Origin of the sequence: Candidatus Collinsella stercoripullorum, assembly GCF_027669965.1 — a bacterium.
Lineage (GTDB): Bacteria > Actinomycetota > Coriobacteriia > Coriobacteriales > Coriobacteriaceae > Collinsella > Collinsella stercoripullorum.
In genome coordinates this window covers 1-19,352 of sequence record NZ_JAQECM010000023.1, presented here as the reverse complement: position 1 = coordinate 19,352, position 19,352 = coordinate 1, and the positions used below count along the sequence as shown (strand labels likewise).

Annotated in this window: 14 protein-coding genes and 1 tRNA gene; 11 read left to right on the top strand and 4 right to left on the bottom strand. The window is 65.1% G+C overall.

Annotation, left to right across the window (positions count from 1 at the left end; all coding sequences use genetic code 11):
• Positions 1-222: 222 nt before the first annotated feature.
• The 3 genes from PHA29_RS06175 (at position 223) to PHA29_RS06165 (ending at position 3,001) form a co-directional block, all read left to right on the top strand.
• Positions 223-299 (top strand) — tRNA-Met (locus tag PHA29_RS06175).
• 343 nt (positions 300-642) lie between these two features.
• On the top strand, positions 643-2,142 hold the full coding sequence (locus PHA29_RS06170) for an ATP-binding protein (RefSeq protein ID WP_270404140.1): 1,500 nt from the start codon (positions 643-645) through the stop codon (positions 2,140-2,142).
• Positions 2,143-2,815: 673 nt separating this feature from the next.
• Positions 2,816-3,001 carry a hypothetical protein gene (locus PHA29_RS06165; protein ID WP_270848676.1) on the top strand — a complete coding sequence of 62 codons (186 nt, stop codon included), beginning with the start codon at positions 2,816-2,818 and terminating at the stop codon, positions 2,999-3,001.
• 293 nt (positions 3,002-3,294) lie between these two features.
• On the opposite strand, the gene PHA29_RS06160 is transcribed toward PHA29_RS06165, so the two are convergent.
• The 3 genes from PHA29_RS06160 to PHA29_RS06150 form a co-directional block, all read right to left on the bottom strand.
• Positions 3,295-4,266, bottom strand: coding sequence for a magnesium transporter CorA family protein (locus PHA29_RS06160; RefSeq protein ID WP_270404153.1), 972 nt, complete (start codon positions 4,264-4,266; stop codon positions 3,295-3,297).
• A gap of 255 nt (positions 4,267-4,521) precedes the next feature.
• The gene (locus PHA29_RS06155) at positions 4,522-5,334 is read right to left on the bottom strand and encodes an ATP-dependent sacrificial sulfur transferase LarE (protein ID WP_270848675.1); all 813 of its coding nucleotides are present in this window, start codon (positions 5,332-5,334) and stop codon (positions 4,522-4,524) included.
• A 148-nt stretch (positions 5,335-5,482) separates the two neighbouring features.
• Entirely contained in the window at positions 5,483-6,556 is a 1,074-nt protein-coding gene (locus PHA29_RS06150) for a LacI family DNA-binding transcriptional regulator (protein WP_270848674.1), read from the bottom strand.
• Between the two features lie 418 nt (positions 6,557-6,974).
• Between PHA29_RS06150 and glmS the strand changes: the two genes are divergently transcribed.
• Positions 6,975-8,855, top strand: coding sequence for a glutamine--fructose-6-phosphate transaminase (isomerizing) (glmS, locus tag PHA29_RS06145; protein WP_270848673.1), 1,881 nt, complete (start codon positions 6,975-6,977; stop codon positions 8,853-8,855).
• A gap of 46 nt (positions 8,856-8,901) precedes the next feature.
• Here the strand turns inward: glmS and PHA29_RS06140 are convergent, their stop codons facing one another.
• On the bottom strand, positions 8,902-9,918 hold the full coding sequence (locus PHA29_RS06140; RefSeq protein WP_270848672.1) for a LacI family DNA-binding transcriptional regulator: 1,017 nt from the start codon (positions 9,916-9,918) through the stop codon (positions 8,902-8,904).
• Between the two features lie 447 nt (positions 9,919-10,365).
• Here PHA29_RS06140 and PHA29_RS06135 point away from each other — a divergent pair, with 447 nt between their 5' ends.
• From PHA29_RS06135 to PHA29_RS06105, 7 genes are all read left to right on the top strand, one after another.
• On the top strand, positions 10,366-11,574 hold the full coding sequence (locus PHA29_RS06135) for a sugar ABC transporter substrate-binding protein (RefSeq protein ID WP_270404160.1): 1,209 nt from the start codon (positions 10,366-10,368) through the stop codon (positions 11,572-11,574).
• Positions 11,575-11,670: 96 nt separating this feature from the next.
• Entirely contained in the window at positions 11,671-12,618 is a 948-nt protein-coding gene (locus tag PHA29_RS06130) for an ABC transporter permease (RefSeq protein ID WP_270404162.1), read from the top strand.
• 14 nt (positions 12,619-12,632) lie between these two features.
• The gene (locus PHA29_RS06125) at positions 12,633-14,135 is read left to right on the top strand and encodes a sugar ABC transporter ATP-binding protein (protein ID WP_270404163.1); all 1,503 of its coding nucleotides are present in this window, start codon (positions 12,633-12,635) and stop codon (positions 14,133-14,135) included.
• A 13-nt stretch (positions 14,136-14,148) separates the two neighbouring features.
• Positions 14,149-15,120 (top strand): ABC transporter permease, encoded by a 972-nt coding sequence (locus PHA29_RS06120; RefSeq protein ID WP_270404165.1) that lies wholly within the window; start codon positions 14,149-14,151, stop codon positions 15,118-15,120.
• 150 nt (positions 15,121-15,270) lie between these two features.
• Positions 15,271-16,767 (top strand): L-arabinose isomerase, encoded by a 1,497-nt coding sequence (araA, locus tag PHA29_RS06115; RefSeq protein ID WP_270848670.1) that lies wholly within the window; start codon positions 15,271-15,273, stop codon positions 16,765-16,767.
• 132 nt (positions 16,768-16,899) lie between these two features.
• Positions 16,900-18,507, top strand: a complete 1,608-nt coding sequence (locus PHA29_RS06110; RefSeq protein WP_270848669.1) for a xylulokinase — start codon at positions 16,900-16,902, stop codon at positions 18,505-18,507.
• Positions 18,508-18,561: 54 nt separating this feature from the next.
• Positions 18,562-19,272 carry an L-ribulose-5-phosphate 4-epimerase gene (locus PHA29_RS06105; protein ID WP_270848668.1) on the top strand — a complete coding sequence of 237 codons (711 nt, stop codon included), beginning with the start codon at positions 18,562-18,564 and terminating at the stop codon, positions 19,270-19,272.
• Positions 19,273-19,352: the final 80 nt, after the last annotated feature.

The window sequence follows — 19,352 nt, the reverse complement described above, 5'->3', positions numbered from 1 at the left end:
GCAGGCGGCGGGGCTGCACGCGGCTCGCCCGGGCGGGTGTGCCGCTCGGCCGAGCGCGCAGGCGGGTGCGATTACCTCGGTTCAGTGAGCCGGCGGCGGTCGGCTCGGTCGCGTGCGGCGATGTGTCGCAAATATGGAGTCCTCGCCGAGGAGGATGTTCTCCTTGCATTGTCGGTTCGGGGTTCGTAATATATTTTCTTGCGCTGAGGCGCAACCAGACATTGCGGGGTGGAGCAGTCTGGTAGCTCGCCGGGCTCATAACCCGGAGGTCGTAGGTTCAAATCCTGCCCCCGCGACCAAGAACTTGCAGCTCGTCGGCCTAGCCGGCGAGCTTTTTTGTTATTTCGGGACCGTGTTTTCGGTCCAATTCTCGGCCTCCCAAACAAAATCTCGATCTGTAACATCTAGACCCGATTTGGGCGGCTAGGTGTTACAGATCGAGATGTTTCGGCAGGACGTACTCCGTCATATCGAAGGGGCGCTCCGTACATCCGAACATGTACATGTCGGTAAGGCGGGAACTAGGGAACTCTACTAGGGAACTAGGGAACTTTACTAGGGAACTAGGGAACTCTACTAGGGAACTAGGGAATGACTGAGGTATAGTAGGAGCGAGCTATTGATTCAGTCGAAGGGCGAGCTATGTTCATAACGAATGATATTGAACTGGCCGCTGCGGTTGAGCATATGAGGACCGCAGGGACGGACCTTGCCGAATACGAACTCAAAACTGCGGCAGGCGGTTTCCCCAAGACGATGGCGGACTCAATTTCCGCTTTTGCTAATGGAACCGGCGGAACGATCGTATTTGGCATCAGCGAAAAAGACGGCTTTCATTCGGTGGATGTTGATGTAAAGACAATCCAGGCGCATAGTGCCCAAGCGGCGAGGGAGCTCATTGAGCCTCCTCAGATGGTGGACATCATAGTCTTGGAGTTTGAGTCAAAGCCCGTCGTCGTGGTTAATGTCCCCGAGGCGTCGTCTCGAGAAAAGCCGTGCTATGTCAAAAAACTTGGACAGCGTCTTGGCTCATACATAAGAACTGGTGACGGCGATCATAAGATGTCCTCTTATGAAATCGATCGATACATCGAGAATCAATACCGGAGCGCGCGCAACGATGCCGTTGTTGTTGAGGGCGCAACGATGGATGACTTTGACCAAGAATTGCTCACGGGATGGCTCTCGCGTGTGAGAGCGACAACGCTGGGCAGGTCCGCCGCCTTAAGCGATGAGGAGCTCATGGCGAATCGGCGTGTGGTTTCTCCCGATGCTGAAGGGATTTTGAGGCCGACCGTTGCCGGCATTATGGCATTGGGTTTTTGTCCGCAGCAGTTTTTTCCTCGAGCCAATGTTGTGTTCACGGCGTATCCAACACCGAAAAAAGGCGAGGTGGGGAGAGCCGGGGAACGCTTTTCTGATTCGGTTGATATTGACGGGCCAATACCCATCATGGTGGTCGATGCGGTGCGGGCCGCATCGCGAAACATGAAGCATGGCGCAATCGTAAAAGGCGCATTGAGGGAAAACGTGCCGGACTACCCGTTGGCTGCGGTCCGCGAGGCTGTTGCTAATGCGCTGATGCATAGGGATTATTCTCCCGACGCGTTGGGCACCCCGGTAATGGTCGACCTTTATCCCGATCGCCTGGAGCTGTCCAATCCCGGCGGCTTGTTCGGTTCGTTGACGGTCGAACGTTTGGGACAACGAGGCGCGACGGCGTCGAGGAACCAATTTTTGGCTCGAATTCTCGAGGATGTGCCGTATTCCGATGTTGATGGCAGGGTCGGTCGTGTTGTCGAAAATCGAGGCTCGGGCTATCCGACGATTAATAGGGAGCTCGAGCGGGCCTTGATGCCCGCGCCGATTGCCAAGAGTACTCTCGATGAGTTTGTCTTGATCATGAGGCATCGACGTATGACGGACCAGGAAGGCCGGTCATACACAAAGGAAAATGTAAAGACGGCCATCCTCGGTTACATTGCTGATCGTGAGAGCGTAAGCACGTCGGAACTTGCGAAGGCGTCGGGAATGTCAATAAAAACGGTACGCCGATATCTGTCCGCGCTTATGGAAGAGGGAATTGTTGAGGGGATTGGAACGGCCAACAGCCCCAAGCGGCGCTATCGCCTACGTCGGTAGGAGCAGTCTGGTAGCTCGCCGGGCTCATAACCCGGAGGTCGTAGGTTCAAATCCTGCCCCCGCGACCAAGAACATCAAGGTCATCGGTTCAATCCGGTGACCTTTTTTCGTCTCTTCCGCGTTCCAGTGGGTAGCCAAGCCGACGCGACCTCCACGACTTCTCCGCCGGCGCTTCCGGCGAGGTCGTGGCCACCGACATCACCGAGTTCAGGCTGCCCGGCGACTCGCGCAGGGGCCACTCGCCCGACAACGCCGCGTGCGAGGGCTTTTTCGGCGGGCTCAAGGTCTAGCTCTTCCACGACAGGGACTGGTCGGGCTGGACGGCGGAGCGCTTCATCGACAAGCTCTCAGCGTACGTGTTCAGGCGTTCGAACGTTGTACGGAGGAGGGCGGAAGGCCTGCGTGCCAGATTGTCATCTCCCCGATAGGGAGAAAGCTCGTGAATCTAGTTTTTGACCAGCGCGACCGCGAGAGTAACGATGAAGAACGCAGCCGGTTCGTGCAGTGGTTTGCTGAGGATCTGGGGTTATCGTTAACCGCGAAGAACCGAGAAGTGGGGCCAAGCATGCATGACGGAAGCTCCGACGAACTCGTTGGCACGTGTTGATATGGGCAGGCGGTGATCCGAATGGGGTGGAACACGATACACACCCGGGAAAACGCGGACTATCTCATGCGGATAGCCGAGCACTTTCACGACTGGTATCTTGCTGGATTCGAGTACGACCCGTTGGCAAGGGTCGATAGCGACGAGAAGAACCTGGCGCGCTTCACAAGCGAGACCGATGCGCTGACCATCCTATTCCGCTACGACTCGGTTGACGATAACGTCCCATTGCTCCATACGAATCCCTCCTGATTCGCGTCGGATTCCGTCAGGTCAATCGTACGGAGCGCGGTGCGGCTTGTGGTTGGTACCCGGACCAGCCTTTCACTGCGAGGGAGGCGGGGCCGCGCCCGCCGGTAACAAACCGGCAGGTCCGGGGATGACGGTATTGTGCGCATCTTTTCAGAACCGCCTGCATAGGAGGCCGGGCGCGAGGGAAACCCCCAGGTGGCAGACGGCCCGAGCTCCTTGCCCGGGCCGCAGTCGGAAAAGATGCGCACAATATCGCAAGGGGCGCATTTGGCGCGCCCGGCAGGGCGGGTGGACTAGCGCCACAGCCCCTTCTTCTTGAAGATGAGGGCGGCGACCGCGCATGCCGCGACGGCGAGCAGCGTGGGGAAGAGCCACGTGTTCACGAACGGGACCCCTTCGAACGGGAGGCTCACGTTCATGCCGTAGAAGCCGAAGACGATGTTGGGGATCGCCATCACGATGGTGATGACGGTCAGCACCTTCATGACGATGTTCAGGTTGTTGGAGATCACGCTCGCGTAGGCGTCCATCGTGCCGGAGAGGATGTCGCTGTAGATGGCGCACATCTCCTGGGCCTGATGGACCTCGATCATGACGTCCTCCATCAGGTCCTCGTCCTCCTCGTACAGCGTGATGAGCTTGCCGTGCATGATCTTGTTGAGCGTCACCTCGGCGGACTTGAGCGAGGTCGAGAAGTAGACGAGCGACTTCTCGAGCGAGAGCATCTGCAGGAGCTCCTCGTTGCGCATGGAGCCGTAGAGGCTCGACTCGGTCTTGACCGTCAGGCGGTCGATGCGCCGCAGGTGAACCAGGTAGCTCTGCGAGATGCGCAGCAGCATCTGGAGGAGGAAGCGCGTGCGCATGCGGGTGTTGACCTGCCGCACGCGCCCGCTCGCCATATCCTGGACGATCGGGCTCTCCTGGAGGCTGACGGTGACGATGATGTTCTCGTTGCGCAGGAAGATAGCCGAGATGGGCAGGGTGGTGTACTGCAGCATCGAGGGGTCCTGCATGTCCTCGACGTCCTCCTCGCTGGGGTAGTCGACGATGACGAGCGTCTGGTTGACGTCCTCGTCGTAGTCGATATGGGAGGTCTCCTCCTCGTCGAGCGCGGAACGGACGAATTCGGGCACGATGCCGACGGTCTGTTCAAGCCATATGCGTTCCTCAGGCGTGGGTTCCACGACATTGACCCAGCATCCTGATTCCGGTGCATCGATCTTGGTGGTGATTCCGTCCAACCCGGTCTTGTAGCATTCGACCATGGTGCCCCCTTTCGTGTTCGGAGATGCTGCGGGGCGCAGCGCTGCCGCGGACACGATACCGCATAGGCGCGGCTCGGGCGAGCAGGCGGGGGTCAGTATAAAGAAGACCTTACGGCTCCTTCACAGCACGGGGACAATGCGGTCGACTTGCCGCGGACGGGCGGGGTGCCCGGCGAGACAATGCCGACTGTTCGGCTGCATAGCATCCGATGCCCTCGGGTGCCCCGCCGCCCGCTTGCCGCGGACGGGCTCCTGTCACGATGCGGCGTTCATGCCGCCGTGGGCATAGGGGACGGCCACCGGGTCGACGGCCGATGCGCCGCGCTCGAGCAGCGCTGCGACGAGGTCCCCGTCGAGCTCGACGCCGCCCGTGACGGCTTTCCCGAGTGCCGGCAGCTCCTCCGGTGCCGCCTCGATGCGAAGCGCCCCGCCGATGAGCCGTGCGCGCACCTGGCGAAGGCCCCTGCCGTGCAGGAGATCCTCGCAGGCTCGGACGGCCTCCAGCTTGCGCGCGGTGAGCGCCTCGCCGCAGGGGATGCGCGTGGCGAGGCAGGCGCCGGCGGGCATGTCCCAGACCGGGTGGCCCCAGGCGCGCAGGAGCTCGCGCTCCTCGGATTTGCGCCATCCGGTCTCCATGAGCGGGGAGCGGACGCCGAGCTCCGCCAGGGCGCGCATGCCGGGGCGGAAGTCCCCCGCGTCGTCGGCGTTGCTCCCGTCGAGCACGACCGGGCAGCCGTGCTCGCGCGCGACGTCTAGGATGCGGGCGAATCCCGCGCGCTTGCAGCGGTAGCAGCGGTCCGCATCGTTCGCGGCGACATCTGGGTCGGAAAGCGGATCCAGGGTGATCGCGAGTACCGGCAGGCCGAAGCGCTCCGCCTCGCGCTCGAAGGAGGACCGCTCCGGGGTGCCGATGAACGGGGTGTCGAGATGCACGAGCACCGCGTCCCCGGGCATGCAGCGGGCGCAGACCGCCGCGAGGAAGGTGCTGTCCACGCCTCCCGAGTAGCCCACGGCGACGCGTCCGTACGAGACGAGGAGCCGCATGAGCGCTTCGAGTTTCTCATCCATGGGTGTCTTCGCCTTTCGATAGGTGGGGCGCACGGGCCGCGGCCTGCCCGGCGAGCCCGCGCCCGAGGCGCTCGTTCGCGTCGCCCCCTTGCCGGTCAGGGCCGTTCGCGCGCCGGAGCCGAGCGGGCGCCCGCCGGGCGCCGGGGCGTCACAGGAACGTTCCGAGGTTGAGGCCGATGACGTCGGAGGGCTGCATCGGCGAGCTGCCCTGCGTGCTCGCGCGCGCGAGGATGAACGGCGGGACGAGCTCCTGATGGTTCTCGGCGAGCAGCTCGGCGCGGTCGGCGCCGGAGCGCGCCGCCTCGATCTGCTCGACGAGGCGCAGGATCCCGCGGCGCCCGATCTCGTACCCGGTGGGCACGCAGGTGGTGAGCGGGACGGTGCCGCTCCAGGCGAGAGGGTTGCCGTCGCATCCCGCGACGCGCACGTCGTCGGGCACGGTGAGCCCGGATGCCTGGATGCCGGCGATGGCGCCCACCGCCAGCACGTCGCTCAGGCCGATGACGAAGTCGGGGCGCGCCCCGGGGCCCCGCCGGCCGAGTTCCCGGCCGAGCTCGAATCCGTCGGCGGCGAGGTCGGCGCCGCCCTTGTCGAGGACCTCGAGTTCGATGTCCGGGCGACGCTCCATGGCGGTCCGGATGCCCTCGAGCCTTCGTGCGGCCTGGGGGGAGCCCGGGTGCCCGATCACCGCGATGCGCCGGGCGCCGAGGGACGCGGCGTGCTCGGCGATCAGCGAGCCCTGCGCCCGGTTGTCCGCCGCGATGAAGAACCCCGGCCCGTCGCTCTGGATGTCGAGGAAGGCGACGGGGACGCGCCCCGGCTTATGGCACGCGGCCTCGTCCGGTCCCGCCTGCACGAGCACGCCGGACACCTGTGTGCCCATGAAATAGCGGGTGTAGCGCGACTCGAGCGCGGAGCTCTGGTTCGCGGTGGCGATGAGCAGCCCGTAGCCCTGGCGCTGCGCCTCGGTGCTCGCGCCGCTCGCGATCTGCAGGCTCAGGCCGTGGTTCAGCTGCGAGAGGACGAGTCCGAAGGTGGGGTTCTTCCCCCCGGCGAGCAGGCGCGCGCTCTGGTTGGGGGCGTACCCGAGACGCCGGATGGCGTCGTTGACCACCTTGAGGGTCTCCGGACGCACCTTTTCGGGATGGTTGAGCGCGTTCGACACGGTTCCGAGCGCCACGCCCGCCTCACGGGCCACGTCGCCTATCGTCACCTTCGCCATGTGCCGCCCCTCTTGCGTCTCTCACGGTATTCCTATCGGGATTGTAGCATCGAGACGCCTTGATTAAAGCGCTTCAATTTCCGGGCATCGAAGCGCGCGCGGCATGAGCCCGGCGACCGTTCGTTTCCGTTTGGGAGCGGCCCGTCACCTGATGTTCGCCGATTACGAGCGTTACGTCCCCTACCGGAAGCTCGTGTAGACCCGTCCTCCGTGTTTCATCCGCGTTTCCAATCGCTGGTCTTCATGTGGTATCTGAAATCGAATACCAGTTTAGGCCGAACGGCACCCCTTCCTTCCGTACAATGGGCAGCCACATGGGGCCCGTGCGATCGGGACGGGCCGGGTCGGGCGGGATCGCGTCGCCCGTTGGGGTCAGTGCGCGCACGGTGCGCGGACGATCGGCTGGAAGGATGCGCTCATGTGCGGAATCGTCGGATACACCGGATCGGATACAGCGAAGGACGTCCTCATCTCCGGGCTCAAGCGGCTCGAGTACCGCGGCTACGACTCGGCGGGCGTGGCGCTCGAGCGCGCGGCGGGGCCCGGGGGCGGGGCGACCTGCCTGGACATCGTGCGCAGGGTGGGCAAGGTCGCGGGCCTCGAGTCCGAGCTCGCGCACCGCGACGACGCCAGCACCTGCGGCATCGGCCACACGCGCTGGGCGACGCACGGCCGCCCCACGACGGCCAACGCGCATCCCCACACCAGCTGCGACGGCCGCATCGCGGTCGTCCACAACGGCATCATCGAGAACTTCGCCGAGCTCCGCGCGGAGCTCGAGTCCCGCGGCCACCGCTTCGCCAGCGAGACCGACACGGAGGTCTTCGCGCACCTGATCGAGGAGGCCTACGACGGCCGTCCGGATGCGGGCATCCCGGCGACGGGCGACCTCATGGCCGCGGTGCGCGCCGCCTGCACCCGCGTGGTGGGCGCATACGGGCTGGCGGCCGTCTGCGCCGACGAGCCCGGCGTCATCGCCGTGGCGCGCAAGGACAGCCCCATCGTCGTCGGCCGCGGCGAGCGCGGCAGCTACGTCGCCTCCGACGTCATCGCGCTCATCGACGCGACCCGCGACGTGGTGGTGCTCGAGGACGGCCAGTTCGCGCGCCTCACCCCGGAGGGGATCGAGTTCAGCGACGAGCAGGGCCGGCCCATCGAGCCCGACGTCACCCATATCGACTGGGACATCGACCTCGCGGAGAAGGGCGGCTACCCCGACTTCATGCTCAAGGAGATCTGCGAGCAGCCGCGCGTCGTGCGCGACACGCTGGTCGGCAGGCTGAGCCCAACCGGTGAGCTGGACATCGACGAGCTCGGCCTCTCCTTCGAGGAGCTCGACCTCATCGACCGCGTCTACGTCATCGCCTGCGGCACGAGCTACCACGCCGGCCTCATCGCCAAGAACCTTATCGAGGCATGGGCGCGCATCCCGTGCGAGGTCGAGGCGGCGAGCGAGTTCCGCTACCGCAACCCCATTATCACCCCGTCCACCCTCGTGGTGGCCGTGTCGCAGTCCGGCGAGACGGCGGACACCCTCGCCGCCATCCGCGACGCGCGCATCAAGGGCGCCAAGGTATTCGGCATCACCAACGTGGTGGGGTCGCCCGTGGCGCGCGAGTCCGACGGCGTGATCTACACCAAGGCCAACAAGGAGATCGCCGTCGCGTCGACCAAGAGCTTCATCGGGCAGATCGTGAGCCTGACCCTGCTCGCCCTGCTGCTGGGCCAGGTGAAGGGGAAGCTCACGGTCGGGCAGGTTCGCATGCTGTTCCGCGAGCTGGGCGATACCGCGGCCCAGATCCAGTGGATCCTGGACACCCAGCGCGAGGCGGTCCACGAGGCGGCGCTCGCCTGCAAGGACGCTCCGTCGGCGCTGTTCGTCGGGCGCGGTATGGGCGCCGCGATCAGCTACGAGGGGGCGCTCAAGCTCAAGGAGGTGAGCTACCTGCACGCCGAGGCGTACGCGGCGGGTGAGATGAAGCACGGGCCCATCGCCCTGATCGACCCCGGCTTCCCGGTGATCGCGGTGGCGACGGACAGCCCCGTCTACGACAAGGTGGTCTCGAACCTCAAGGAATGCGAGGCCCGCGGGGCGAACATCATCGCGCTGGCGACCGAGGGGGACGAGGACATCCGCCGCATCGCGGACCATGTGATCTACATCCCGCCGGTGCGGGACGCCTTCTGCGCCATCACGGCGAGCGTCCCGCTGCAGCTGCTCGCGCGCGAGGTCGCCGTGATGCGCGGCTGCGACGTCGACCAGCCGCGCAACCTGGCGAAGTCGGTGACGGTGGAGTAGGGGGGCGCCGGCTGCGACCGGTGGCCGGCCGGCGCCTCGGCGAGCCCTACAGCAGCGAGCGCACGCTCTCGCGCTCCACGAACCGCGTGCTCAGATGGGTCACGCAGGTGTACTCGGTGGGCTGCTCCACCTGCTCGATGAGCTTGCGGACGGCGATGCGCCCCAGGTCGGTTCGGGGCACGTGCACGGTGGTGAGCGCGGGATGCGCCACGCCGGCGAACTCGACGTCGTCGAACCCGACGATCGAGACGTCGCCCGGGATGTCGAACCCGCACTCCGCGAGTGCCTTCATGGCGCCGACGGCAAGCGCGTCGTTCTCGGCGAAGAACGCCGTCGGCATCTCGGGCTCGCGCTGCAGCCACGCGAGCATGTCGCGGTAGGCGTTCTCCATCTTGTCGGTGCCGAGCGAGACGCGGAACTTCGCCTGGGGCTGGACCCCGACCTCGGCGAGCGCCCGCTCGTAGCCGCGCTCGCGCAGCGGGAAGTTGCGGATGCGGAGCTTGCCGGCGAGGTAGCCGATCTGCCGGTGCCCGCGCCTCACGAGCGAGCGGACCGCGCGGTAGGTCGACCCCTCGTTCGAGAACAGGATCGACTCGATGAAGTGGTTGTCGCTCTGCCCGTCCACCAGCACGAGGGGTACCGGGCAGTGCGCGAACAGGTCGTAGTCGCTCTCGGTCATCTCCGTGCCCAGCAGGATGATGCCCGCGGTGGGGTCGCTCATGATGGCGGCCAGCTCGCGCTGGCAGGTCGCTGAGTCGGCGAGCTCGACGGTGGTGTACGAGACGGTGAGCCCGTAGCGCCGCGCCTCCTCCTCGACGCCGTTGACCACCGCGAGGCGGAAGGAGCCCTCGTCGAGCATGCGCCCGGAGTTGCGGCCCATGACGAACTGGGCGCGCTTCAGGCGCCCGGCGCGATGGTAGCCCATCTCGGCGGCGACGCGGCGGATCTCGGCGGCCGTCTCGTCGCTCACGCCGCGCTTGTTGTTGAGCGCGTTCGAGACGGTGGCGGGGGAGTACCCCGTGCGGCGGCTGATCTCGCGCACGCTGATCTTTGCGGTAGGCATGACGCCCTCCCAGCAACTAAACACTTACTAAACAGTTTGCAGTGTACCCCTTCGCGTGCGGGAATGGGTGAACAAGAATCTGAACACCCGCGAACGGTAGGTAAACGCGAACCGCCGTATTCCCGACTGCTTGAGTAGGGGGTATCGTATTTACGCTGATAGAGTGCGACGTGCATAAATGATGCAAAACATACCGCAGATGTAGAAAAACCGTTTGCGGCCCCGCAGCGACCGTTCGCAGCATAATGCACCCAAATAGCGGGAGTTGGACATATAAATGTTTTGTCGATGTTCGGTGATGTGTTCGGCAAATGTTTAGCAGGAACAGGTCGCGCACGCACCGGGCGCAGTGAGCGGGCGCGCGAACCCGCAGGCAACACGGCCGCACGGCCAACAGTTTCCCGAAGGCGCGAGGAGCGCTTCCGGGGGGAATGGAAGGGGTATTCCATGAAAGAGGTATCGAGGCGCAACTTCGTCAAGCTGAGCGCCGCGACCGCCGGTCTCGGTCTGACCGCGGGCGCGCTCGCCGGTTGCAGCGGCGAGGGCGGCGGCTCCGGCTCGGGTGCCGCCGACGGCGACATCATGATCGGCGTCTCCATCTGGAGCTCCACCGACGCGCTCGGCTCGCTGTCCAAGAACATCCTCGACAAGGCCGCCGGCATCCTCGGCGTCAAGCTGAACTACGTCGACCAGGGCCACGTCTCCGAGCAGGTCACCGCCTCCATCGAGACCCTGTGCGCCGCCGGCTGCCAGGGCATCATCGTCTGCAACTCCGCCGACTCCGAGATGCAGGCCTGCATCTCCACCTGCGACCAGAACCAGGTCTACCTGGCCCAGTTCTACCGCATCATCAACGAGCAGAACAGCCCCGACGTCTACGCCACCGCGCAGAACTCCCAGTACTACGTGGGCGCCGTCCATGAGGACGAGGTCGGCAACGGCGAGAAGCTCATCGAGCTGCTGACCATGGACAACCCCGACGCCTACGAGGGCATCCAGAAGGGCGCCCGCAACATCTGCCTCGAGGGTTGGACCGTCGGCGACGCCACCTTCCAGCAGCGCTGGACCGGCTACCAGAACGGCGTCGACGCCTGGAACGAGGCCCATCCCGATGACCCCGTGACCATGACCGAGCCGGTCTACGCCAACACCTCCTCCTCCGAGGGCGCGCAGGTCACCCAGCAGTTCGTGAACAACTACCCCGACATGGACGCCCTGATCGTCGCCGGCGGCGGCGGCGACCCGCTGGTCGGCTCCATCGGCCAGCTCGCCAACATGGGCAAGACCGGTAGCATCCGCGTCGCCTCCACCGACTTCCTGGAGGACCTGAAGGAGCAGCTCGAGACCGGCGGTATGTACTGCGAGTCCGGCGGCCACTTCTGCGACCCGCTGTACGCCCTCATCATGGTCTACAACGCCATCAAGGGCAAGGAGGACTTCGTCCCCGTCCAGGGCGAGTTCGGCAAGGACATCCAGTTCCCGTACGTCTTCGTGTCCTCCGTGGCCGAGTACGAGAACTACGAGAAGTACTTCGTGGACGACGACCCGTACAACGACGACGAGATCGCGGGCCTCGCGGAGATGAGCTTCGACGAGCTCAACACCTCGGCGACCTCGCTGTCCATCGAGGACGTCATGTCCCGCCACGGCGAGTAACCCTTCGGCCATCTTCCTGAAGCGGGGGGCAGGTTCCCTTGGGAGCTTGCCCCTCGCTTTTCGGGTTGCCCATACAGTCATTGGAAGGAGAGGTGTATGGACGCAATCAAGAAACTCCAGCAGAGCCAGTGGTTCGGCGTGGGCTTCCTCGTCGTGCTCACCATCATCTGCTGGGCCATCTTCAAGGTGCTGCGGCCCGATACGTTCGGCTCCCCCGAGCAGGTCATGACGTACCTGCAGAGCGCCCTGATCTACGCGGTCGGCGGCTGCGGCATGTACTTCATCGTCACCCAGGGCCTGTGGGACTTCTCGATCGGCTCGGTGCTCGTGCTCGCGTGCCTGCTGTCGATCGGCTTCTCCCAGATGTTCGGCGTGGTCGGCCTCGTCGCCGCCCCCATCATCTGCGGTATCCTGCTCGGCTTCTTCAACGGCCTGGCCTACACGGTGCTCCGCATCCCGTCGCTGATCGTCACCGTGGGCCTGTCGCTCATCTACGAGAGCTTCTCGGTGTTCGCCTCCAACTGGGCCGGCACCCGTCTGGCCGCCGAGTACAACATGTTCGGCTCCTATCCCTGGAACGTCATCCTGGCGCTGATCGCCTTCCTGCTGTGCGGCTTCATCCTGAAGTACACGAAGGTCGGCACCTACATCAACGCCATCGGCACCAACGAGCTCACCGCCAAGAACATGGGCGTGAACGTCGATAAGTACAAGTTCATCGCGTTCATCCTGTGCTCCGGCTTCGTCGGCGTCATGGCCGTCCTCTACATCGGCTACGGCACCGCCCAGACCCCGATGACCGGCATGCTCTCCCAGTCCCTGAACTTCACGCCGCTCATGGGCGCCTTCTTCGGCCTGGCGTTCAAGAAGTTCGGTCACCCCGTCGTCGCCATCGTCATCGGCGAGTTCATCATCTCCATGATGTTCGCCGGCTTCGTGGCCCTCGGCATGCCCACCACCATCAACGACGTCGTCACCGGCGCTACGCTGCTGGTCGTCGTGACCCTGACCGTCAAGCGCGTCAAGGGCGCTGTCGTAAAGTAGAGGAGGGACGCACCATGGCAGACAAGCTGTTGCTTCACGCTGACAAAATCGATAAGAAGTTCGGCCCCACGCACGCGGTCAAGGAGGTCTCCCTCGACTTCTACGCCGGCGAGATCCACGCCCTGATCGGCGAGAACGGCTCCGGCAAGTCCACGTTCACCAACATGCTGACGGGCATCCTGCCGATCGGCTCGGGCACCTTCACGCTCGACGGCGAGCAGATCGCGCCCAAGAACCAGGTCGACGGCAACCACCACGGCGTCGCCGTCATCGTCCAGGAGCTCGGCACCCTGAACGGGCTCACGGTCGCGGAGAACCTGTTCCTCGGCGACGAGGGCCGCTTCATGAAGTACGGCATCAAGAACACCGCCGCGATGAACAAGAAGGCCCAGGAGCTGCTCGACGGGTTCGGCCTGTCGCGCATCAAGGCCACCGCTCCCATCGAGAACTACAACTTCGAGGAGCGCAAGATCATCGAGATCCTGAAGTCCACGTGGTTCGACCCCAAGATCCTGGTCGTCGACGAGACCACCACGGCCCTGTCCCAGGACGGCCGCGAGAAGCTGTTCGAGGTCATGCTCGACGTCCGCGCCAAGGGCCACTGCGTCATCTTCATCTCGCACGACATGGGCGAGGTCCTGCGCATGTCCGACCGCATCTCCATCCTGCGCGACGGCGACTACATCACCACCATCAACGCCAAGGACGTGGACGAGGACAAGCTGAAGACCCTCATGGTCGGCCGCGAGATGGACGACCACTACTACCGCACCGACTATCCGGACTACACGATCGAGCCCCAGGGCGAGATCGCGATCATGATGCAGAACGTCTCCGTCCCCGGCTCGCTCGACGACGTGTCCCTCGAGCTCCACAAGGGCGAGATCCTGGGCATCGGCGGCCTGTCCGAGTGCGGCATGCACGAGGTGGGCAAGGCCATGTTCGGCGCGTCCTACGACCGCGAGGGCACGGTCATGCTCGGCGACGGCACCCCGATCGACGACATCAACGCCGCGATCAACCACTCCATCGCCTACGCCTCCAAGGACCGCGACAACGAAAGCCTGCTCATCAACGACACCATCCAGGACAACATCACGCTGCCCTCGATGCGCGACATGGGCCTGATCCTGAAGCAGAAGAACCTCAAGGCCTTCGCCAAGAAGTACGCCGACATCATGTCCACCAAGATGGTGGGCGTCGACCAGTACGTCTCGGCGCTGTCCGGCGGCAACAAGCAGAAGGTCGTCCTCGCGCGCTGGCTGGGCAAGCAGTCCAACATCCTGCTGCTCGACTCCCCGACCCGCGGCATCGACATCGGCGTCAAGGCCGACATCTACGCGCTGCTCGAGGAGATGCGCAACCAGGGCAAGGCGATCCTCATCATCTCCGAGGAGATCATGGAGCTCATCGGCATGTGCGACCGCATCCTGGTCATGAAGGACGGCAAGATCAACGGGCAGCTGTTCCGCAGCCCCGACCTGACCGAGCAAGACATCATCGCGAAGATGATTTAAGGAGGCGAAACAGATGGCTTCTACCGATACCAAGGCCGTGACGGCCGACCAGGAGAAGAAATTCGACTGGCATCAGATCAAGAGCTTCCTGCCCATCATCAGTTTCGTCGCGATCGTGGCGTTCTTCGCCGTCGCGACGGGTGGTCTGCTCATCACCCCGCGCAACATCACGCTGATCATCTCCGGCGGCTTCACCCTCATGATCGCCACCGTGGGCGTCTACATGATCATGTCCATGGGGTGCCTGGACTTCAGCCAGGGCTCCATGATGGGCCTGTCCTGCGCGGTCGTGTGCTTCCTGTCGCAGTACAACCCCGTGATCGCCATCCTCGGCGGCATCGCCACCGGCGCGGTGATCGGCCTCATCAACGCCGTGTTCCACGTCAAGGGCCAGATCCAGTCCTTCGTGGTCACGATGTGCATGATGTTCCTGCTGCGCGGCGTGATCGCCTACGTGACCACCACCAGCCCGGTCTACGCGGCGACCTACCTCACCGCGCTGGCCACCAACACCCCGCTGCTGATCGGCATCACCGTGGCCGTGCTCGTCGTGGCCTACCTGGTGCTCCACTTCACGGCGCTCGGCTCCAACCTCAAGGCCATCGGCGCGTCCGAGAGCGGCGCCCGCTTCGCCGGCATCAACGTGCAGCGCACCAAGATCATCATCTACGTGGTCGCCGGCTGCATCACCGGTTTCGCGGCGCTCATCAACGCCATTCGCGTCGGCTCCGTGACGGCCTCCTCGGGCAACATGCTCGAGACCCAGATCCTCATCGCCCTGGTCCTGGGCGGCATGCCCATCAACGGCGGCGCCCGCTCCCGCTTCTCCAGCGTGGTCACCGGCGTCCTGTCCTACCTCGTGCTCCAGCGCGGCCTGGTCATGATGGGCTTCACCACCGAGATCCAGCAGCTGATCATGGGTATCGTGTTCGTCATCATGGTGGCCATCTTCTCGGAGCGCGCAGCGAACCAGGTCATCAAATAAGCCCCTTCCCCGCGAAGACCGGGTCCGCCCGGTCCTCGCGGTGTCCGGCTGGGGCGCCCGGGGCCCGGATGCCCGCCCGGGCGCCCCGTCCGGCAGGCTGCGGCCGTCCGGCCGCAGGGCAGATCATCCAACCCGCAAAGGAGCCAGCAAATGCTCGAGATCAAGAAGTACAAGTTCTATTTCTGCCCGTGCACCCAGGATCTGTACGGCGACGAGGTGCTCCAGCATGTCGCCGAGCACTCCGCCGAGGTCGTCGCGGCGCTCAACGCGTCGGACAAGGTCCCGTTCGAGGTCGTGCTCAAGCCCAACCTGCTGACCGCCGACGTGATCCAGGCCACCTTCAACGAGGCCAACAACGATCCCGAGTGCGCCGGCATCATCACCTGGGCCCACACCTTCTCGCCCTCCAAGAACTACATCGCCGGCCTCACCGACCTGCGCAAGCCGCTGTGCCAGTTCGCGACGCAGTACAACGAGGAGATTCCGTACGACACCATCGACATGGACTTCATGAACGAGAACCAGGCCGCCCATGGCGAGCGCGAGCTGGGGCACATCTTCGCCCGCATGCGCTGGGACCACAAGGTGATCTTCGGGTTCTGGAAGGACGAGTCCGTGCTCGCCGAGCTCGGCGCCTGGCAGCGCGTCGCCGTGGGCGTCATCGAGAGCCGCAACATCCGCGTCTGCCGCTTCGCCGACACCATGCGCAACGTCGCGGTGACCGACGGCGATAAGATCGAGGCCCAGCAGGTCTTCGGGTGGACCGTGGACGCTTGGCCCGTCAACGAGCTCGTCCCTTACGTGGACGCCGTGACCCCCGCCGAGGTCAAGGCCCTCGCCGACGAGTACTACGACACCTACGACATCGTGCTCGACGGCCGCGATCCCGAGGAGTTCCGCGCCCACGTCGAGGTCCAGGCCGCGCAGGAGATCGGTATCGAGCGCTTCCTGGTCGAGCACAACTACAACGCCTTCTCCGACCACTTCGGCGACCTGGGCGGCCTGAAGCAGCTGCCGAGCCTCGCCATCCAGCGCCTCATGCAGAAGGGCTTCGGCTTCGGCCCCGAGGGCGACTGGAAGACCCCGGCCATGGTTCGCCTCATGAAGGTCATGACCGCCGGCGACCCGACCGCCAAGGGCTCCGCGCTCATGGAGGACTACACCTACAACCTGGTTCCGGGCAAGGAGGGCATCCTCGAGTCCCATATGTCCGAGGTCGACCCGTCCGTGGCCGAGGGTAAGATCGCCATCCGCGCCACGCCGCTGTCCATGGGCAACCGCGAGGACCCGGCGCGCCTGATCTTCACCGCCAAGACCGGCCCGGCCATCGCCACCTCCCTGATCGACCTCGGCAACCGCTTCCGCCTGATCATCCAGGACGTCGACTGCAAGAAGGTCGAGAAGCCCATGCCGATGCTGCCGACCGGAACCGTGTTCTGGACCCCGCGCCCCAACCTCAAGGTGGGCACCGAGGCCTGGATCTACGCGGGCGGCGCGCACCACACCGCGTTCTCCTACGACCTCACGGCCGACCAGATGATCGACTGGGCCGACGCCATGGGCGTCGAGGCCGTGGTCATCGACGCCAACACCAACATCCGCGACTTCAAGCGCGACCTCAAGCTCGGCGAGGTCTTCTACCGCTAATGCGCGATAGGGGATCGGGAAAATAGGGACAGGCACCTTTTTCCCAGTGGTCCCCGTCTGAAGCTCTGCAAGATTCGGCCGCGTCCCGCCCTGTCGGGCGCGGCCGTTTCCATGATGAGGAGAGTAAAACTTATGGCCATGACGAAAGAACAGATCATCGCCGACATCGAGTCCGGTGCCACCGCGCTCGGCATCGAGTACGGCTCGACCCGCATCAAGGCGGTGCTGGTCGGCTCCGATAACGAGCCGATCGCCATCGGCGCCTTCGACTGGGAGAACTCGCTGGTCGACGGCTATTGGACCTACAGCGAGGAGGAGATCTTCGCCGGGCTCGCCGCCGCCTATGCGGCGCTCAAGGCCGACGTCGCCGAGAAGTACGGCGTCACGCTCAAGAAGGTCGGCGCGCTCGGCATCTCCGCCATGATGCACGGCTACCTGCCCTTCGACGCCGAGGGCAACCTGCTCGTGCCGTTCCGCACCTGGCGCAACACCACCACGACCCAGGCCGCCCGCGAGCTCTCCGAGCTGTTCGCCTTCCACACCCCCGAGCGCTGGAGCGTGTCCCATATCTACCAGGCCGTCCTGAACGGCGAGGAGCACGTGGCGAGCATCGACTTCTTCACCACGCTCGCCGGCTTCGCCCACTGGCGCCTCACCGGCGAGAAGGTGCTCTCCATCGGCGACGCCTCCGGCATGTTCCCCATCGACTCGGAGACCCGCGACTACGACGCGGCGATGATCGCCAAGTTCGATGAGCTGGTGGCGAGCAAGGGCGTCGCCTGGAAGGTCGAGGACCTGCTGCCCAAGATCCTGGTGGCGGGCGAGTGCGCCGGCCATCTGACCGCCGAGGGCGCGCGCCTGCTCGACCCCGAGGGCGACCTCGAGCCCGGCTGCCCGCTGTGCCCGCCCGAGGGCGACGCCGGCACCGGCATGATCGCCACCAACTCCATCGCCCCGCGCACCGGCAACGTCTCCGCCGGCACCTCGGTGTTCTCGATGATCGTGCTCGAGCATGCGCTCAAGGACGCGACCGTCCCCGAGATCGACCTCGTGACCACCCCGGTCGGCGACCCGGTCGCCATGGTGCACTGCAACAACTGCACCTCGGACATCAACGGCTGGGTGAACCTGCTGTGCGAGTTCGCCGAGCTCATGGGCGTCGAGGTGGACAAGGGCGACGCGTTCGTGAAGCTGTTCCGCGCGGCGCTCGACGCCGACAAGGACGCCGGCGGTCTCGTGTCGATCCCGTTCATCTCCGGCGAGACGGTGATGGGCGTGCAGACGGGTTACCCGCTCGTGGCGCGCAAGCAGAACGCGGCGTTCACCGTCGCCAACTTCATGCGCATGAACATCATGGCCGCCTTCGGCGCGCTCGCCGCGGGCAACGAGGCCCTGCGCGCCGAGGACGTCAAGATCGACAAGCTCTACGGCCACGGCGGCATCTTCAAGACGCCGGTCGTCGCCCAGAGCCTGCTGGCCGCGGCGCTCGAGGCCCCCGTCACCGTGATGTCGACGGCGGGCGAGGGCGGCGCCTGGGGCCAGGCCGTCGCCGCCGCCTACATGGCGCGCCGCGAGGAGGGCGAGTCGCTGGCCGACTTCCTGAACGGCAAGGTCTTCGCCGACATGGAGGGCGCGACCATCGAGCCCGATCCCGCGGACGTCGAGGGCTACCGCTCGTTCCTGGCCTCCTTCAAGCAGGCCAACGAGGCCGAGAAGGCCGCCGAGCGCGCCTTCGCCTAACGGGTCATTTGGGGACGGGGTCATTTCAACCCATCCAAGGAGAGGAGACTCACCATGATGCTCAAAGAGCTCCGCGAGAAGGTCTACGAGGCGAACATGGACCTTCCCAAGCACGGACTGGTCGTTTTCACCTGGGGAAACGCCTCCGAGTTCGACCGCGACAGCGGCCTGTTCGTGATCAAGCCCTCCGGCGTGGACTACGACAAGCTCTCGCCTGAGTCCATGGTCGTGTGCGACCTGGACGGCAAGGTCGTCGACGGCGACCTCAACCCGTCTTCCGACACGCCCACCCATGCCTATCTGTACCGCGAGTGGGGCGACAAGATCGGCGGCGTCGTGCACACGCACTCCGCGTGGGCGGTGTCGTGGGCGCAGGCCGGTCGCGATATCCCGGCGTACGGCACGACCCACGCCGACTACTTCTACGGCCCCATCCCCTGCATGCGCGGGCTGACCGAGGAGGAGATCGAGGAGGCCTACGAGCTCAACACCGGCAAGGTGATCGTCGAGGGCTTCGCCGAGCGCGATATCGACCCGGTGGCCGTGCCCGCGGTGCTCGTGCGCAACCACGGTCCCTTCACCTGGGGCAAGGACGCCGATGCGGCCGTGTACCACGCGGTCGTGCTCGACGAGGTCGCCAAGATGGCGGCGCGCACCGAGATGCTGCAGGACGGCGTGGCCCCCGCCCCGCAGTACCTGCAGGACAAGCACTACCTGCGCAAGCACGGCCCGAACGCCTACTACGGCCAGGGCGGCGCGCACTGACGTAATCTCCGAGCTCGAGGGCCCCGCACCGGGGTCCTCGTCATGCCGGCTGGGAAAATAGGGACAGGTGATAATTTCCC

Coding starts and splice junctions, on each gene's coding strand:
- PHA29_RS06170 (WP_270404140.1), top strand. CDS start 643: ATGTTCATAACGAATGATATTGAACTGGCCGCTGCGGTTGAGCATATG.
- PHA29_RS06165 (WP_270848676.1), top strand. CDS start 2,816: ATGCGGATAGCCGAGCACTTTCACGACTGGTATCTTGCTGGATTCGAG.
- PHA29_RS06160 (WP_270404153.1), bottom strand. CDS start 4,266: ATGGTCGAATGCTACAAGACCGGGTTGGACGGAATCACCACCAAGATC.
- PHA29_RS06155 (WP_270848675.1), bottom strand. CDS start 5,334: ATGGATGAGAAACTCGAAGCGCTCATGCGGCTCCTCGTCTCGTACGGA.
- PHA29_RS06150 (WP_270848674.1), bottom strand. CDS start 6,556: ATGGCGAAGGTGACGATAGGCGACGTGGCCCGTGAGGCGGGCGTGGCG.
- glmS (WP_270848673.1), top strand. CDS start 6,975: ATGTGCGGAATCGTCGGATACACCGGATCGGATACAGCGAAGGACGTC.
- PHA29_RS06140 (WP_270848672.1), bottom strand. CDS start 9,918: ATGCCTACCGCAAAGATCAGCGTGCGCGAGATCAGCCGCCGCACGGGG.
- PHA29_RS06135 (WP_270404160.1), top strand. CDS start 10,366: ATGAAAGAGGTATCGAGGCGCAACTTCGTCAAGCTGAGCGCCGCGACC.
- PHA29_RS06130 (WP_270404162.1), top strand. CDS start 11,671: ATGGACGCAATCAAGAAACTCCAGCAGAGCCAGTGGTTCGGCGTGGGC.
- PHA29_RS06125 (WP_270404163.1), top strand. CDS start 12,633: ATGGCAGACAAGCTGTTGCTTCACGCTGACAAAATCGATAAGAAGTTC.
- PHA29_RS06120 (WP_270404165.1), top strand. CDS start 14,149: ATGGCTTCTACCGATACCAAGGCCGTGACGGCCGACCAGGAGAAGAAA.
- araA (WP_270848670.1), top strand. CDS start 15,271: ATGCTCGAGATCAAGAAGTACAAGTTCTATTTCTGCCCGTGCACCCAG.
- PHA29_RS06110 (WP_270848669.1), top strand. CDS start 16,900: ATGGCCATGACGAAAGAACAGATCATCGCCGACATCGAGTCCGGTGCC.
- PHA29_RS06105 (WP_270848668.1), top strand. CDS start 18,562: ATGATGCTCAAAGAGCTCCGCGAGAAGGTCTACGAGGCGAACATGGAC.